The sequence below is a fragment of the Silvanigrella paludirubra genome (assembly GCF_009208775.1).
GTDB lineage: Bacteria > Bdellovibrionota_B > Oligoflexia > Silvanigrellales > Silvanigrellaceae > Silvanigrella > Silvanigrella paludirubra.
Genome location: NZ_WFLM01000003.1, coordinates 443304 through 460104, shown reverse-complemented (window position 1 = coordinate 460104; position 16801 = coordinate 443304). Strand labels below are relative to the sequence as shown.

The 16801-nt window shown below is 31.6% G+C and carries 11 protein-coding genes and 2 tRNA genes; 8 read left to right on the top strand and 5 right to left on the bottom strand.

The genetic code is table 11. The features are described 5' to 3' along the window. Positions 1 to 91: 91 nt before the first annotated feature. Positions 92 to 928 (bottom strand): type IV toxin-antitoxin system AbiEi family antitoxin domain-containing protein, encoded by an 837-nt coding sequence (locus GCL60_RS09585; protein ID WP_153420435.1) that lies wholly within the window; start codon positions 926 to 928, stop codon positions 92 to 94. Positions 929 to 1032: 104 nt separating this feature from the next. Here GCL60_RS09585 and GCL60_RS09580 point away from each other — a divergent pair, with 104 nt between their 5' ends. Genes GCL60_RS09580 through nth form a run of 3 tightly spaced genes read left to right on the top strand, consistent with a single transcriptional unit; the run spans position 1033 to position 6820 of the window. Then, positions 1033 to 3255: a sulfatase-like hydrolase/transferase gene (locus GCL60_RS09580; protein WP_153420434.1), complete on the top strand. Its 2223-nt coding sequence runs from the start codon at positions 1033 to 1035 to the stop codon at positions 3253 to 3255. Then, positions 3252 to 6164: a sulfatase-like hydrolase/transferase gene (locus GCL60_RS09575; RefSeq protein ID WP_153420433.1), complete on the top strand. Its 2913-nt coding sequence runs from the start codon at positions 3252 to 3254 to the stop codon at positions 6162 to 6164. The genes GCL60_RS09580 and GCL60_RS09575 overlap by 4 nt, the downstream gene beginning before the upstream one ends. Beyond that, entirely contained in the window at positions 6161 to 6820 is a 660-nt protein-coding gene (nth, locus tag GCL60_RS09570) for an endonuclease III (RefSeq protein WP_153420432.1), read from the top strand. The genes GCL60_RS09575 and nth overlap by 4 nt, the downstream gene beginning before the upstream one ends. Here the strand turns inward: nth and ychF are convergent. After that, positions 6810 to 7919 carry a redox-regulated ATPase YchF gene (ychF, locus tag GCL60_RS09565; RefSeq protein WP_153420431.1) on the bottom strand — a complete coding sequence of 370 codons (1110 nt, stop codon included), beginning with the start codon at positions 7917 to 7919 and terminating at the stop codon, positions 6810 to 6812. The two genes, nth and ychF, sit on opposite strands and share 11 nt — an antisense overlap. Positions 7920 to 8164: 245 nt before the next feature. Between ychF and GCL60_RS09560 the strand changes: the two genes are divergently transcribed. From GCL60_RS09560 to GCL60_RS09550, 3 genes are all read left to right on the top strand, one after another. Continuing rightward, a complete protein-coding gene (locus GCL60_RS09560; RefSeq protein ID WP_153420430.1) occupies positions 8165 to 8635 on the top strand; it encodes a helix-turn-helix domain-containing protein in 471 nt (156 codons plus the stop codon). A gap of 100 nt (positions 8636 to 8735) precedes the next feature. Continuing rightward, complete coding sequence (dnaB, locus tag GCL60_RS09555) at positions 8736 to 10100, top strand: replicative DNA helicase (protein WP_153420429.1); 1365 nt, start codon at positions 8736 to 8738, stop codon at positions 10098 to 10100. A gap of 114 nt (positions 10101 to 10214) precedes the next feature. Beyond that, a complete protein-coding gene (locus tag GCL60_RS09550) occupies positions 10215 to 12323 on the top strand; it encodes an HD-GYP domain-containing protein (protein ID WP_153420428.1) in 2109 nt (702 codons plus the stop codon). Here the strand turns inward: GCL60_RS09550 and GCL60_RS09545 are convergent. The 3 genes from GCL60_RS09545 to GCL60_RS09535 form a co-directional block, all read right to left on the bottom strand. Beyond that, the gene (locus GCL60_RS09545; RefSeq protein ID WP_153420427.1) at positions 12320 to 12970 is read right to left on the bottom strand and encodes an HAD family hydrolase; all 651 of its coding nucleotides are present in this window, start codon (positions 12968 to 12970) and stop codon (positions 12320 to 12322) included. The genes GCL60_RS09550 and GCL60_RS09545 overlap by 4 nt on opposite strands. Positions 12971 to 13005: 35 nt before the next feature. Next, a tRNA-Glu gene (locus tag GCL60_RS09540) sits at positions 13006 to 13082 on the bottom strand. Positions 13083 to 13243: 161 nt separating this feature from the next. Further along, positions 13244 to 13319, bottom strand: a tRNA-Glu gene (locus GCL60_RS09535). A gap of 229 nt (positions 13320 to 13548) precedes the next feature. On the opposite strand from GCL60_RS09535, the gene GCL60_RS09530 reads away from it, so the two are divergent. Beyond that, positions 13549 to 15822, top strand: coding sequence for an aconitate hydratase (locus tag GCL60_RS09530; protein ID WP_153420426.1), 2274 nt, complete (start codon positions 13549 to 13551; stop codon positions 15820 to 15822). Positions 15823 to 16318: 496 nt separating this feature from the next. Further along, positions 16319 to 16795 (top strand): hypothetical protein, encoded by a 477-nt coding sequence (locus GCL60_RS09525; protein ID WP_153420425.1) that lies wholly within the window; start codon positions 16319 to 16321, stop codon positions 16793 to 16795. Positions 16796 to 16801 lie beyond the last annotated feature (6 nt).

The window sequence follows — 16801 nt, the reverse complement described above, 5'->3', positions numbered from 1 at the left end:
GGAGTAAAAGATGATCTACTGAAAGAGATATTCAGAGTCAAGTTGTTTCCCTAAAAATTTTAATCAAATATAAAAATCAAATATTATCTATTTAATTTTGCTGAGAAAATTGAACTTTCCAACGGTTTTTAGATTCCATCACAGAAATATCTATACTTGCCGAGGTTTTAGGTTTGCTTAAATAATAAGAATCATTAGTGTTTTTATTATGCTCATAAATAATAGGCCATTCTGTCTGTTTTCTACTCATTCTATCTTCAATATATTTAAAAAAACCGTCTTGGATTTGCCAATAGGGTAAATTCTTTTCAAACAAAAAACCAAGCCTATTAAAAAGTGCTTGGACATTACAATCTGAAGCATATTTCAAAATTTTTTCTATATCTGGTAAATATCCGCTTTTTCTACAAAGCCTTACAAGCTCATAAAAAGGCGGACAATGCGTTGGCCTTTTTAAACAGTCAACAAGAGATTTTTCAAAATTAGTAGTTAAAACAGCATATTCAGTTCCATGTTCATTTAATAAAAAAGTTTCTAAGCCATGGGGTTCTGGACTCTGACACCAAAAATAATGAATTCCTTCGAATTTAAAGGAGTTAAATTTTGTGGGACTGACCACATAAATGGTATCGTTTTCTTTTGGTACTTCTTTTGCATGAAGTTGCATAGCAGAGTGAAACCCCACATAAGAATATGGGGTAAGTTTTCCTGCAATAGCAAAAGGTGAACTTTTTTCAGAATCAGGTCTTTCACCAATTTTAGTGACTCTGTAAAGACCTTGGCGAATAGAGAAAATATAACCTCTAGCGGAAAGTTCACTTAATCTTTTGCGAAGCGTGTTTCCAGTAGTTTTTAGCTTTTCACGGGCCTCTTCAATAGTAAATATTTGTCCTTGCCTGAAATGCTCGTAAATTCTTGGTAACTTCATGCAATTCTCCAATAGTAAACCTTTTTTTGTATGCAAGTACAATTTAAAGGATACTTTTGGGAGTTTATCACGCGCGATATTTTTAAAGAGACAAAGGTGTTAAGATGTTGACGGTAAAAATTTGGAGAGTTTTTTGGGTTCGTTACTTACTTGAAAGTTTTATTTTTTTAATTCCTTTTTTTATAGTATCTCTTATATTTTCTTCTGGATTTGTATATATGGGGGAAGATACTTCCTCTATTCTTTTAATGATATTTAAAACACAACCCAACCTTGTTTTTATTTCTTTAGCAAAAATAATATTTACCGCTTGGATAATTTGCCTTGGTTTACAATTTGTTTCATCATCTTTTAAAATAAAATACAAAATTATTTTTGGATTTATCTTTTTTATATCAGCAATTATTCGAATTTGCGGTCTCTACCCAGGTGTTACCGAAAATTGGTTAATTACTCAAAAAATCGAATTTTTTAGAGATTTTATTCAATTCATTTCTACATTAAGTGATTCTGCAAGAAGAAGAACTTTAATTGAGTGGTTACCTTTTATTATTATTTCAATAAGCTTTACTTTAAATCTTTTTATTCATATTAAATATCTTACACAACAAAGTAGAAAAGTGAAGAAAGCCCGCTCAAGTATTCATGTGGATGAATTAGATAAAGAATCAAGAATTTTTTCTATTCAAGGTGTTTCTTTTTTAATTTTCTTTATATTTGGAAGCATATTTTTATATAATTTAAATTCATCTTTTAAAGTTAATTTACCTAAAAATTCAACCAATCAAGCTAGACCACATGTTTTTATTTTTGCTATTGATAGTCTTCGATTTGACAGACTAAATGACCCTAAATATTCAAATGTAATGCCATTTTTAAAAAGTAAATTGCAAGATGCTACTTTATTCAAACCAATGCTTGTTGGTATTCCAAGAACATTTCCAAGTTGGGTAGAAATTGCAACTGGAAATTATGCTTCAAAAACAGGTGTTCGAACCATGTTTCCACCAAGAAATTCAAAAATAGGAAAAAAACAGACTATTTTTGAATCAGCAAAAGATACTGGATACTCCACTATTTTTGTTTCTGATTTTGCAGGCGATATATTTCCTAGATATCCTTTTGGAGCTTCTGAAATAAATGCACCAACTTCTAATTTAGGAACATTAGTTGAAAATGGGATTATCTCTGCTTTTAGTCCCATTCAAGCAATATTAACATTACCAAATTTACAAAGATTATTACCATCTCTTTTAGAAACACCCGAAATTTCTGATCCAAGATTAATTGCAAATTCTATTTCTAAAAGTTTAAACAAATTTTCAAATATTTCACGGCCCGTTTTTTTAACAACATTCTTTTCAACAGCACACTTTCCTTATGCATCACCTGGTCCTTGGTATGCAAAATTTCAGAAAAAAGACGAAAAAGGGAATTATATTTTTAGAAAAACTTCTGATCAAATTATAATTCAAAATGATTTAAATAAAACAACAATTCCTGAATATTTGAAAGAACAAACAGTTTCTTTATATGATAGTGGATTAAATGCTATAGATGATACACTAAAAGATTTATTTGATGAATTAAATTATAAAGGATGGTTAAAAAACTCAATGATTTTAATTTTTGGTGACCATGGAGAAAATTTATATGAAGGAAATTTAGGAATGGGCCACGGTGATGGTGTTGCTGGCGAACACTCTAACGTAACACCTCTTGTCATATTTTTAAATGGAAACGCTCAAGTTAACAAAGCAGATATTCCAATTAAGCCTATTATTAGAACAATTGATATTGCACCAACTATAGCTAGAAGAATTAATGTTAAAATGAATGAACAAATAATAGATGGAGAACCTTTATTAGATGTAAAAGAAAAACTATCTGATTTTCCTGAAAATTCTGCTTATATGGAAACAGGAATTTGGTTTACATCTGGATCTTTGACTCCTGAAAATTATCCTCGCATGATCTATCCTAGAGTAACATCTCTAATTGATATTGATGCAGGTATGAATTACGAATTTTATATTCGTCCTAGTTATTCACAATCAATTCCTGGAGTAAAGGAAAGAGCTTGGATTAACGAAACTTATAGATTAATCGCAAGAACAACAAAAACGGGAGTAGCTTTATCCCTTCATTTAAGAACAGATAAAAATGCGAAGTATGATTTACTAGAAGATTTATCAAATATTAATTTATATCGGCCTATTGCTAATGAAATGTTAAATCAAATGAATAAATATTTAACTTCACGTGGAGTAGAAATTATTCGTAATAGCAATGGTTCCTTTTTCTATGCAGAGAATATTAGTCAATGAAAAAATCAAAAATTAAAAGACATTATATTCGTATTATATTAAGACCTACTAAAGTTTTAAGATTATCTTTTGTATATTTTTATGGAAGAATTGCTTTAGCTTTTGCATTAAGAGGAATTAAATTACCCGGCCTAAATGGAATCAAAAAAAGAATGCCTCCAAGTGCTCTAGGTGCCTATGAAAGACAAGCACTTATTTATGATATAAAAGGAGAAAGATATTCTTTTAGGGCAGGTCCTCTCTGGGTTAGAAAATTATTTGAAAAAATGAATAATTTAATTTCACGAAATCGTTTTTGGCTATTAATTCTTTTAAAAACAACAATAGCATTTTTTATTATTGCTATACCAATTGTTATTTTTATAATAATAAGAGGAATTCTTCCTGTTCCAGAAAGAGTAGCATACAATTCTATAACCACTAAACTTTCTAACACTTCAAACATAAGAACCGATTGGTTATATACAGAAGCTCCTTATTTAAAGCAAAAAGATAACTTTAATAATAAAAATTATTTTAATTATATAAACCCAGAAGATTCTAGAGGGGTTTCAATAATTCCTGTTATTGAACCAGAAGCCCCTCCAGGATTGATTCATTTTGGCATAGGATATTATCCAGTAAAATTAAATTTAGTAAGAGGTTTTTTAGTTGGCGAAAAATCTCCTTTACAAATTTTAAGAAATAGAAATGTTCCTATTGAATTTGAAGAAGGTAACAGAATTCGAATTCAGTACTATTTATTTCCAACAAATGATAATTCTATTCACCAATGTCAAATTCAATTAAAAGATAAAAGTGGCAAAGTAATTACAAGCATAATACAAAATACTCCTCCACAAAATAAACCAAGATCCCCAAATTCTTTTAAAACCGCATGGAATGAAAGATTTGTTCCAAATACAACCCCCGATGTCGGAGTCGTAGGTGAGTTTATTATTAATTTAAAATCACCACCCGAACAAATAACTGCTATATCATCAGAAATCGCTCAAAATAAAATATTAGAAAACACTCTTTCTCAACCAACAGATCAAGATTATATCTCTCAATTTAAAATAAATGCCTCAAATGCTAAAGGAATAGATATCACAGATAATAATTGCATTTTTGCTCTTGGTGATTTTAGCTTCGAAAGAAATGTGGTCAATCCTCCGAAAAGACGTGGTATTATTTTTATTTTAGTTGATACATTAAAAGCAAATACTGCTTATAATAATGAAATAATGCCAAATTTAAATGAATTCGCAAAAAATAGTGGTATTAAATTTTTAGAGCATAGAGCTCAAGGTAACATGACAGTACCAAGCGTTATTCCATTAATGACATCACGTTATTCTAGAGAATTAGGCTCAATTGCATTTACTTATGCAGCAGATTCTAATATTCGCAAAAGTTTTTATGATAAACAAATTCCTTTAATGGCTTCATCAATGCAGAATTTAGGCTATAGAGTTGGAGGCATAGGCTGGCTTTCCTTATTTTCTGAAGCTATGCAAGGAGGTGTTGACTTAGGATTTCACAACGTCGTTATTTCTGAAACACCAGAATATGAAGCAAGACAAATTACGGAACAAATGGGATCTTGGTTAGAAACGTATGGAGACTCGCCCTTCTTTTTATATGTTCATTATAATACAATGCATGGCCCTTATAAACCTCCTCTAGATAAAATTGATATTAGTAAATTTATTTCAAAACCCTTTGGCTTAAATCAAAAAAGACAGCTGTATAATGGCGTTGGTCGTTATTGGGATGGTGAGTTTGAAAATATTATTAAAAAATTAAAAGAATTGGGAATTTACGAAGACGTTGACATTATTGTTACTTCGGATCATGGCGCTCAAATGGATGTACAACCTTGGTACTATTTTTTAGGAGTTAACCAAAATATTGATGGAGGTTATGCAGATAAAGGAAATTCTTTATTTGATGAAGAAGTAAGAGTCCCTTTAATTATGCATTTAGCTAAAAATAATAGATTAAATGGCTCTACAGTTTCAATACCGACTGCTCATGTAGACTTATTTCCAACGTTATTTAATTTAGCTGGCGGAAATAATATCAATCCATTATGGAGAGGAATTAATCTTTATCCAGCTTTAAAAGAAGAAAATGATATTGATTTACCAAATCTTTTAAGTAAACGAGATACAATTTATTTTGATGGACATAAATATGCCGGTATTTTATATTGGGGTGAAAATTTCAAAAATAATCCAATGAAATATATGAGACAACTAGCTCCTGATAATGTTAAATTATATTTAACTCATAATCCATGGAGTGAAAAAATAAGCTGGTATCAACCAGAAATGTTTTCATCAGTTAATTTTTCCAAAAACTCAGAAAAACTTTTGCCAAATATATCGAGTGAAAATTTAAAATCTTTGAGAACTGCTTATTTTAATTCTTCTCCATCAAATAAAATAATACGTTTTACACCTAAATATGATGGTACGTTTTCCTTAAATATTCAATTTAATATAAATAGTAATAATGAACTTCCTAAAGTTGCATTAATTCCTGATGGATTAAAATTAGAAGAAATCAAAAATACAAATACAATAACTTTTAATTTTAATGGAAAAGTAAAATCAGATGAAGGTATTTGGATAAATATAGGTAATGGAAATTTAAATAAGATTGAATTAGATAAAAAAATTACAGCAATCACATGCTCTAATGGAAATAAAGTTGATCACAATTTAATTGTATCTATTTTAGAAAAAAATATTTGCACTTTTTTTGCTCCACCAGATGGAATAATAGAAGCAAATTACAAGTCAAATGATAAGCCTGTAGTTATTCAAAAAACGCTTTCAAGTGAGCAAGTACAACAATTAGAAGGAACAGGAGCAGGCGCAGCATTGCAAAACGCTCTACGAGACTGGGGCTATGCAAAATGAAAAATCATTTATTATTAGAAAAAAAAGAAATTGAAAATGTATTTTCTATTTTAATGAAAACATGGCCAAATGCAAAATGCGAATTAGAGCATAATAATCATTTTCAATTATTAATAGCTGTTGTTTTAAGTGCACAAGCAACTGATAAGTCTGTAAATAAGGCTTTAGAACCCTTATTAAGGGAACAACCGCAATTTTCTGCATTTGATTTAGTAAAAATGGGTGAAGATAACTTTTTAAAAATTATTCGAAGTATTGGACTTGCTCCAACAAAAGCAAAAAACTGTTATAAATTATCTAAAATTTTAATTGATAAATTTGATGGAATTGTTCCTTTAAATAGAACTGACCTTGAATCTTTTCCTGGAGTTGGAAGAAAAACAGCAAATGTAATTTTAAATGTATTATGTGATTTACCTACAATGGCTGTAGATACACATGTAGAAAGAGTTTCTCAAAGAATTGGTCTTGTGAAGCAAACAAAAGACAGATTAGAAATAGAAGAAGATCTTTTAAAAATAGTTCCAAAAAAATATGCGGTAAAAGCGCATCACCTTTTAATTTTTCAAGGAAGATACCACTGTACCGCAAGAAATCCTAAATGCGAAAATTGCCCAATCCATAAAAGTTGTTTAAAAATTGGTGTTACACATTAAATAAGAAATTCATAATATCGCCATCTTTACAAACGTAATCACGGCCTTCTTTGCGATATAATCCCGCTTCTTTTACTTTAGCTTCGCTGCCTAAACGAATTAAATCATCATAAGCAAAAACCTCAGCACAAATAAAACCCTTTTCAAAATCAGAGTGAATAACCCCTGCAGCCTGTGGAGCTTTACATTCTTTTGGAATTGTCCAAGCGCGTACTTCTTGAACCCCAGCAGTAAAATATGTCATTAATCCTAAAAGAGAATAGCCGGTTTTTATCAATCTATCGAGACCAGGTTCAGAAATTTTAAGATCATCCATATAAACTTTTGCATCTTCAGGATCTAATTGGCCAAGCTCTTCTTCAAGTCTTGCTGATACAACAACTACTTTTGAACCTTCTTTTTCAGCAATTTCTCTTAAAGCTTTTACATGCTTTGAATTGTTTCCATTATCCGCCAACTCGTTTTCATTTACATTTGCAGCATATAAAACTTGTTTTCTTGTAATTAAATGTAAACTTTTTAAATAGTCATCTTCATCTTCATTTAAAGTTACAAAAGAACGCGCTGGTTTTAATTGTTCTAAATGAGCTTTTAATCTCACACCGCATTCATGGGATGCTACTAATTTTTTATCGTTGTTTTTTAAGAGACGAGACATTTTATCAATACTCTTATTCACTGTTTCAAAGTCACAATAAATAAGTTCTGTATTAATTGTATCAATATCTCTTGCAGGATCGGTGCTACCGTCTACATGCGTGATGTTTGAATCTTCAAAACATCTAACAACATGAACAATGGCATCCACTTGGCGAATATGTCCTAAGAACTGATTTCCTAAACCTTCTCCACGACTTGCGCCTTTTACAAGACCAGCAATATCCACAAACTCCATAAAAGTAGGGATAACTTTTTTAGCGTTTACGATTTGATTTATTTTATCAAGTCTTTCATCTGGAACAGCAACACGGCCCACATTGGGCTCAATTGTACAAAATGGATAATTTGCCGCTTGTGCATTCGCTGTACGAGTTACCGCATTAAACAATGTTGATTTTCCAACATTAGGAAGACCAACAATACCGCAATTAAATCCCATAAAAAATCCTCTTTTTTTTTAAATCTATTGCCTTCCAAATCGGCAGCGGGTTACACTAAGACGATTTCTCCTACAAGGCAAGGTCAAATAAGAAGGTAGTGCTGCATTGGTTGACAGTTCTGTAACTCGTGTTAAACCAGTCGTGAGCCTATGATTTGAGTTGACTTTAGTTGAGGCATCGTCCCACTGTGTTGACACTGTCCTGCTACAACTGGGAATTTATATTTGTTTTAAAGGAATATTACATGAATTCTGAAAACCTAAATAGAACTATAGAGGGAGCAACTGTCCAAGGACCTGCGGATGATAATGATAACTCACCAATGGCGAATGAAAAACTTTTAAGTTTTTCTACATGTCCTGAAGAATTTAAATTATTTATTGAAGAAACAAGTCTTGAAAAACTTGTATATTGGAAATTATATAATTTATTTGAAAAGTTTGATGAAGATTCTCCAAACGACATTCTTAAAACAGTATTAGCACATGTTGAAAGACCTTTATTTGCTTTAGTTTTGAAAAAAACAAAAGGCAATCAAAGCAAAGCTGCCGATGTTTTAGGATGCAACCGAAATACCCTTCATAGAAAATTAAAAGAATTTTCTATTGAACCACGTGATCTTCGCAGAGCTTTAAGAAGTCCTGAACAACCCACCACTCAAAGAAGTTCTTTTAATTCAAGATTAGAAGACGTTTCTATAGAAGCTAGACAATAATTTAATTAGTGGAGTTATTCATACTCTTCCTAATTAAATTATAGCTTTTAACTCGCTTTATTTTAAGTCTGCATGAGCTTAATAATTTGATAGGTTTTCAATGAATATAACACCACAAAACACACCAAGTATTGCTGGACTGCCTCATTCACGTGAAGCAGAACAAGCTGTACTTGGTACAATTCTTGCCACTCCTTCAAGTATTTTTGGTTACACTGACAAATTAATTCCAGACTATTTTTTTGACCCTCAACATCAAATTATTGTTGCAGCAATGAGAGAACTTGTAGCTGAAAACACTCCCGCGGATGTTACTTTAGTTTATGGCAAATTAAGAGAAAAAGGGGATAACTTAAAAGTTGGCGATCTTGAAGGAGTCAGAAGGCTTCTTGAGTTTAACGCACGTCCCGAATTACTTGGCTATTGGCTAGATGAAGTAAAAAAATACTGGGAACTTCGTATTGTAATTGAAGCCTGCGCAGAAATTGTAACTCGTGGCAAACGAGTTGCCGGAGCAAATGTAGATGAGTTTTTAAGTTATGCAGAGTCTAAGTTTACTCAACTTGCAGAATCACGCATCACAACTGGTTTAATTTCATCAGCTCAAGTTGTCCGGGAAACAATTTTAGATCTAGAAAAAATATTTCAAAACCCTGGAAAAATTACGGGTATCCCAAGTGGTTTTACTGATCTTGATAAAATAACGGCGGGTTTTCAGCCCTCTGACCTTATTATTTTAGCAGCACGTCCAGCAATGGGTAAAACATCACTTGCTCTTAATTTTGCTGCCAATGCCGTATTTTTACATCAAAAAACAGTAGCTTTTTTCAGCCTTGAAATGAGTAACGCTCAGTTAATGCAAAGAATGCTCGCAACAGCAGCAAAAATCGAATCTCATAAATTTCGAGATGGCAAAATGACAAGCGAAGAGCTCGGAAGGCTTTACCCCGAAGCGGCATCTTTCCAAACAGACAAGTTATTGCTCGATGATTCTCCTGGTATTAGCATAATTGATCTGGCAAGCCGTTGCCGTAAGGTAAAACGAGAAAAGGGTGCATTGGACATGGTCATAGTTGACTATCTTCAATTAATGTCAGCACACACTTCATCTAAAGGCTCACAAAATCGGGAACGCGAAATTTCAATCATTAGTATGGGTCTAAAATCTTTGGCAAAAGAACTTAGTTGTCCTGTAATTGCTTTATCTCAGCTAAACCGTGGATTGGAGCAACGCCCAGATAAAAGGCCAAGACCATCAGATCTCCGTGAATCTGGCTCTATTGAGCAAGATGCCGATCAAATTTTGTTTGTTTATCGCGATGAAGTTTACAATAAAGATAGTCCTGATAAAGGCATTGCTGAAATTATTATTGGCAAAAACAGACATGGTTCAATTGATACCGTAAAACTTGCTTTCCAAAGCAGTTTCACTTCATTTCATAATCTAGCTCGTTTCGATAGCTAATTATTTCCTATGTTTTATTTAAAGTTAAATGCAATCATTTCCCAATGAATTCTTTAAAAAAAACCGATTAGCCATCTGATCATTTCTGATAAAAGGATTGATTGGAGAGGCTTTGTGACTATTTCGCCATTTAATAAAATCGAAATCGTTTTTTTATACAAACCATATGATATTCAATTTCCATTTTCAGATATCAGTGATCTCAAAATTCATTTAATAGAAAAAGATATTAATGATGAATTTTTAAATTCAATTACAAATCCTGAAGTATTAAAAATTTACATTTTAACACCACAACAATATTTTAAAAATATTGATAAGATAAAAAGGCATTATAACTCTGGAACAAATGCAAAACATTCTGGTTTTATATTAGTAGAAAATCCTAGAGATTTACCTACAATTTTACTTCGTAAAAAAGTATCAAACATTTATAAAAACATTAATGTATTAGGAAATTTAAGAAGTCCAATTTCTAGAAATCAATTTTTTTATGAAATAAGAAATTCTATTTATTCTTTATTTTTAAATTCAAGTTATGAATATTTAGAATCATTCTCTTTTTTAAGAGAGCTTGAAAGCAGAGCGATGAAAGATATTAGCAAAGCTATGACTAATAAATCATTCTATGCTAAAGATTTTTTAGATTTAGTTCTGAAAAAAAGCATGGAAATAACCATTGCAGATGCTGGTTTTATTTTAATAAAAGAAGATATATTTGCGGAACCACCAAATCCAAAAGAAATGAATAAAATACAAATTTTAAATAAACCATTAAAGTTTATCCAAAAATCAAAAATTCTTAATAGCCAAAAAATATTTTTAAAAAGAAATACCCTAGATCCAAATCACTCAAGAATAACAAAAAGTATGATTGAAAATAAATCTGGTGTTTCTTGGTTTGACGATAATATAAATTTGCCAAATAAAGAAAAAATTATTGCTTTGAAAAAAGCATCTCCATTACCTGAAATTGATTTTGATGCAAAAACATATAAAATTAAATCTTATTGTGCTTTTCCCATTCATTTACCTTCTGGAGAAATTGAAGGGTTTATTATTTTAATAAATAAAAGAATTTCTGAAGATAATATCTTAACGAAACATTCTGATATTGATAATTATGTATCAAAATTTTCATCTCATGACTTAAATTTATTAGAATCTTTTACAAATCAAGCTGGAATAGCTTTAGAACATTCTAAACTGATTAGTGATCTTAAAAAAGTATTTGAATCATTTACGGCAGCAAGTATTATTGCAATAGAATCTCGAGACCCAACAACAAAAGGTCATAGTGAACGAGTAGCAACTCTTACAGTAGGACTCGCAGAAGCAATTAATAATACAAAAAATGGAGTTTATTCTTCATTAGAATTTTCAAAAATTCAAGTTGAAGAAATTCGTTATGCTTCGCTTTTACATGATTTTGGAAAAATTGGGGTAAGAGAACATATTTTAAATAAAGAAAAAAAACTGTTTCCATTTGAATTAGAAAAAATTCAATCTCGTTTTTTAATGTTACAAGACAAGTTACATATCAATATTTTAGAAAAATATATTAGCAATTTAATGGCAAAAAAAGAAATTCCAAAACAAGAAGATTTTGAAAAACATAAACAAGAAATTTTAAATATTTCTAATAAATTTACAAAGTATTTTGATGTTATTTTAGATGTTAATGAGCCAGCATTATTAAGCCAAGAATTTTTTGACAAAATTTCTGAAATTGCGGCCACAAAAATTATTGTTGGAGATAATTCTTACTCCTTACTCTCCGAAAAAGAAATAGAGATTTTAAGTATTAAAAAAGGCTCTTTAAGCCAAGCAGAAAGGCTTGAAATAGAAAGTCATGTTACTCATTCTTATAATTTTTTAATTCAAATACCTTGGTCAAGCGAGTTACGTGATATACCTGAAATTGTATATGGTCATCATGAAAGATTGGATGGTTCAGGATACCCAAGAAGTTTAAAGGGTAAAAATATTCCTGTTCAAGCAAAAATGATGGCTATTACAGATATATTTGATGCCCTAGTAGCACAAGATAGACCTTATAAAAAAGCAATACCATATGATAGAGCATTAAATATTCTTGAAGCAGAAGTAAAACATGGAAAACTAGATGGTGATCTATTTAAAATTTTTGTAGAAGCAAAAGTTGGTCAGTTGATTTTAAACCAAAATGCTGAAAAAGAAATTAAAAACTCCTCAGTAGCTTAATTAAAAAATTTCTCAACATGCTCTGATTTAAGCTCATCTACAATGAGATCAGCATGGGAAATTTCTTCTCTTTTAAAAGTAGTGGTTAAAGCAATACAACGAGTATTCGCATTTTTTGCGGCCTCGATTCCACTAATAGAATCTTCAATAATGACTGTATTTTTTGCAGGAATTTTAGATAATGCAATTGCCTTTAAGTAACCTTCGGGTGAAGGCTTGCTTTCTTTAAAATCTTCAGAACATAATACAACGTCAAAAAAAGATTTTAAGTTTGTTTTATCAAGAATAAATTCGACCTCTTTTCTTATTGCTCCTGTTACAATAGAAAAACAATATTTTGAATGATACTCTTTAATAAAACGGATTGTAGAGGAAACAACTGGAACCTCTTTAGAAATAAGTTCTAAATATATTTTATTTTTATTTATAATTAAATTTTCAATATTTTCTTGTACACCTTTCAAATTTAAATAAACAGTAAATCCTAATTTATTTGTTTTTCCAGCAAAAAATTTATAATAATCATCGCTCGTTATTTCAATATTTAAAAGATTTTTTAATACAACTTTAGTTGATTCAAAATGTAATTCTTCATCATTCACTATCACACCATTAAAATCAAAAATTACATGATTTTTTAAAATCATTTTGTACTCCTATGAATTATATAATGAAAGAAAAGTGGTGACCCTTACGGGATTTGAACCCATGTTCCCATCGTGAAAGGATGGTGTCCTGGACCTACTAGACGAAAGGGTCGGATAAAGATTACAAACTCTATCTGTAGCAAAAACATTTTTTAACTACAATGCAGCTTGAAATAAATCATTTTTTAAAAAAAGATGAAATAAAATAGGATAAATAGAATTTAAAACAAAAAAGCCAACCTATAAGGTTGGCTTTTTTGTTTGTCAGGAGAATGGTGACCCTAACCGGATTCGAACCGGTGTTACCGCCGTGAAAGGGCGGTGTCCTAGGCCTCTAGACGATAGGGCCATTACTTCCGTGAACGGGTAAGTATTCTTTCGCAAGAAAAGAGTCAAGCGTTTTTGGAAAAAATTTTTAGTGTCATCTAGTCGACCAGAGATATTGAGTTTTTTTATAGCTCGAAAGAAATTATTGTTTCACACTTTGTTTCATAACAACCGACAAGAGGATATTACTAGAATAGTGCCACGTTATAGCACAACGCGGGCGTTTCGAGTGTCTTTTAGGAGGTTTTTTTATGGTTCAAGATCTAGATATGGTTAAAAAAGTTTATTCAAATTTTAAGTCTAACGTAGACTCTGCGCGTAAGCTTCTTGGCCGACCGATGACTTACACCGAAAAAATTCTTTATGCTCACTTAAAACCAGCAAATGGCGGAAAAGGCACAGAACTAAGCAATTTTGGCAGAGGTAAAGACTACGTCGACTTTTTCCCTGACCGCGTTGCTATGCAAGACGCAACGGCTCAAATGGCTCTTCTTCAATTTATGTCTGCTGGAATTCCAAAAGTAGCAGTGCCTTCTACTGTTCACTGCGACCACCTTATTCAAGCTGAAGTAAACGCTTCAACAGACTTAGCCACAGCTAACAAAGAAAACTCTGAAGTCTATGAGTTTCTTGCGAATGTTTCAAAAAAATATGGCATAGGTTTTTGGAAACCAGGTGCAGGTATTATTCACCAAGTTGTTCTTGAAAATTATGCTTTTCCAGGTGGAATGATGATCGGTACAGATTCCCACACCCCGAATGCCGGCGGTTTAGGAATGATCGCAATTGGTGTTGGTGGAGCTGACGCAGTTGACGTTATGGCTGGCATTCCATGGGAACTCAAATTTCCAAAACTAATTGGGGTTAAACTAACTGGCTCACTTAAGGGCTGGGCTTCTCCAAAAGACATCATCTTAAAGCTTGCAGGAATTCTTACTGTTAAAGGCGGTACGGGCGCGATTGTAGAATATTTTGGTTCAGGAACAGCAACTCTATCCTGTACAGGTAAAGGGACGATTTGTAACATGGGTGCAGAGATTGGCGCTACAACATCTTTATTCCCATATGACTCCCGCATGGCTGATTACCTTAAAAAGACAGAACGCGCAGAAATTGCGAAATTAGCTGACGGAGTAAGTGAATACTTAAAAGCAGACGTTGACGTAGAAAAAAATCCTGAAAAATTCTATGATCAAGTCATTACAATTGATTTAGATACACTTGAACCACATGTAAATGGTCCATTTACACCAGACCTAGCAACTCCTATTTCTCAGTTTGCTAAGGCTGTTAAAGACAACAATTGGCCCGTTCAATTAAGCGCAGCGTTAATTGGTTCTTGTACAAACTCTTCCTATGAAGACATCGATCGCGTGGCTTCTGTTGCAAAACAAGCCGCTTCTCAGGGCATAAAATCAAAATGCGAATTTTTAATTACTCCTGGCAGCGAGCAAGTAAGAGCAACAATAGAACGTGATGGCCAACTTGGTGTGCTTGAAAAATTAGGTGCAAATGTAATGGCAAATGCATGCGGACCTTGCATTGGACAATGGAAACGTCATGGCTCGCAAGAAAAAAACTCTATCATCACAAGTTTCAACCGTAACTTTACAGCGCGTAATGATGGAAATCCAAAAACACATGCCTTTGTTGCTTCTCCTGAAACCGTAATTGGTTTTGCATTAGCTGGCGACCTAAGCATTGACTTTACAAAAGAGCCTGTAACCAACGATAAAGGCGAAAAAGTAATGCTACAAACCCCTAAAGGTCTCGATCTTCCAGACAAGGGTTTTGTTAAAGACGAGCACGGCTACGTGGCTCCAGCCGCAGATGGCTCTAGGGTAACAGTGGACATCAATCCAAAAAGCGACCGACTAGAAGCGCTTAAACCATTTAATGCGCCAAACTTGGATAAAGATTTTAATGATCTTCGTTTACTTATTAAGGCAAAAGGAAAATGTACTACAGACCATATTTCTATGGCGGGTAGTTGGTTAAAGTACCGTGGCCACCTTGACAATATCTCCAACAACCTCCTTATTGGCGCTATCAATGCCTTTAATGGAGAAGCAAATAAAGTTAAAAACCAGCTTACAAATGCGATAGGAGCCGTTCCAGCAACAGGACGTGACTATAAAGCAAAAGGAATTGGCTGGATTGTAATCGGCGAAGAAAACTATGGGGAAGGCAGCTCTCGCGAACATGCTGCTCTTGAGCCTCGCCATCTTGGTGGTAAAGCAATTATTGTAAAAAGCTTTGCTCGTATTCACGAAACAAACCTTAAAAAACAAGGTATGCTTCCTCTAACCTTTGCAAACCCAGCAGATTATGAAAAAATTCGTGAAGATGATTCCTTTGCACTAAATGCAAAAGATCTCGCACCAGGAAAACAAATCACTCTTACCGTTAAACATACTGACGGCCAAAGTGAGAGTATCATGTTGAATCATACATTTAATGAACAACAAATTGGCTGGTTTAAAGCAGGAAGCGCATTAAACTTAATTGCTTCTTCAAAAAAATAAACCTCTGATTTAGTAACCTTTTAAGAGATATGTTTTATACTTAATAAAATATATCTCTTTTTTTATTGTTAATTACAATATTTAATAAAAGTCTAAGAAACCAATTCATCTTCTTTACAATGATATTTAACTAAAATACAATTATTTAGAATCATTATTAAGGAGAGCTGTCATTAAAAATATTTACTTAAAAACAATTTCTATTTTATTTATATTATTTTTACAAATAAACATCTTTCCAAAAAACTTAGACGAAATTAAAATTCATTACCAAGTTAGACCACCCTATTTTATTTTTAAAGGGGATTCAAATGAATTAAGTTCTGGAGAATTATATCAAAAAATTAAGTTAATTTTTAATAATGCCAAATTAAAATATAGTTTTATTGAATATCCTTTAGCTAGATCATATGAAGAATTAAAAGAAAATAAAGAAAAAATATGTATAGGCTATAAAATTTTAATAAATGATAAAAAAGACATTGGAAATTACTCCTTGCCTTTTTATAATGACAAAAAAAATATAATTGTGCATAGAAAAGAAGATAATCGTTTTGAAGAAAATAAAACTTTAAGCGATTATCTATCTAACTTCGATTTATTATTATTATTGAAAATAAAATATTCATATGGAGAATACGAAGATTCAAAAATATCCTCCATTAAAAAACACGATATCAATAAAATGGACGACTCAAATGATGGAGTTACAGGATTTAGATTAACCTATACTGATAATTTAGGCATGCTTAAACAAATAGAAAATAATAGAGCCGATTATATGATAATGGCCTTAAATGAATTTGAATATTTTGAAAAAGAATATAAAGATGAAAAATTAAATTTAACTTATAAATATTTAAATGATGTTAACAAAATAAATCAAAGAGCTTTTTTATGCTCAAAAAAAGTAACTAAATTAGAATTAGATAAAATTAATAAATCAATAATAAAAGTTGTAGGGAAGTTATAAACTATC

Excerpts from the sequence above, each read along its gene's own strand:
- ychF (WP_153420431.1), bottom strand. The coding sequence starts at position 7,919 with ATGGGATTTAATTGCGGTATTGTTGGTCTTCCTAATGTTGGAAAATCA.
- GCL60_RS09560 (WP_153420430.1), top strand. The coding sequence starts at position 8,165 with ATGAATTCTGAAAACCTAAATAGAACTATAGAGGGAGCAACTGTCCAA.
- GCL60_RS09545 (WP_153420427.1), bottom strand. The coding sequence starts at position 12,970 with ATGATTTTAAAAAATCATGTAATTTTTGATTTTAATGGTGTGATAGTG.
- GCL60_RS09585 (WP_153420435.1), bottom strand. The coding sequence starts at position 928 with ATGAAGTTACCAAGAATTTACGAGCATTTCAGGCAAGGACAAATATTT.
- GCL60_RS09530 (WP_153420426.1), top strand. The coding sequence starts at position 13,549 with ATGGTTCAAGATCTAGATATGGTTAAAAAAGTTTATTCAAATTTTAAG.
- GCL60_RS09575 (WP_153420433.1), top strand. The coding sequence starts at position 3,252 with ATGAAAAAATCAAAAATTAAAAGACATTATATTCGTATTATATTAAGA.
- GCL60_RS09580 (WP_153420434.1), top strand. The coding sequence starts at position 1,033 with ATGTTGACGGTAAAAATTTGGAGAGTTTTTTGGGTTCGTTACTTACTT.
- dnaB (WP_153420429.1), top strand. The coding sequence starts at position 8,736 with ATGAATATAACACCACAAAACACACCAAGTATTGCTGGACTGCCTCAT.
- nth (WP_153420432.1), top strand. The coding sequence starts at position 6,161 with ATGAAAAATCATTTATTATTAGAAAAAAAAGAAATTGAAAATGTATTT.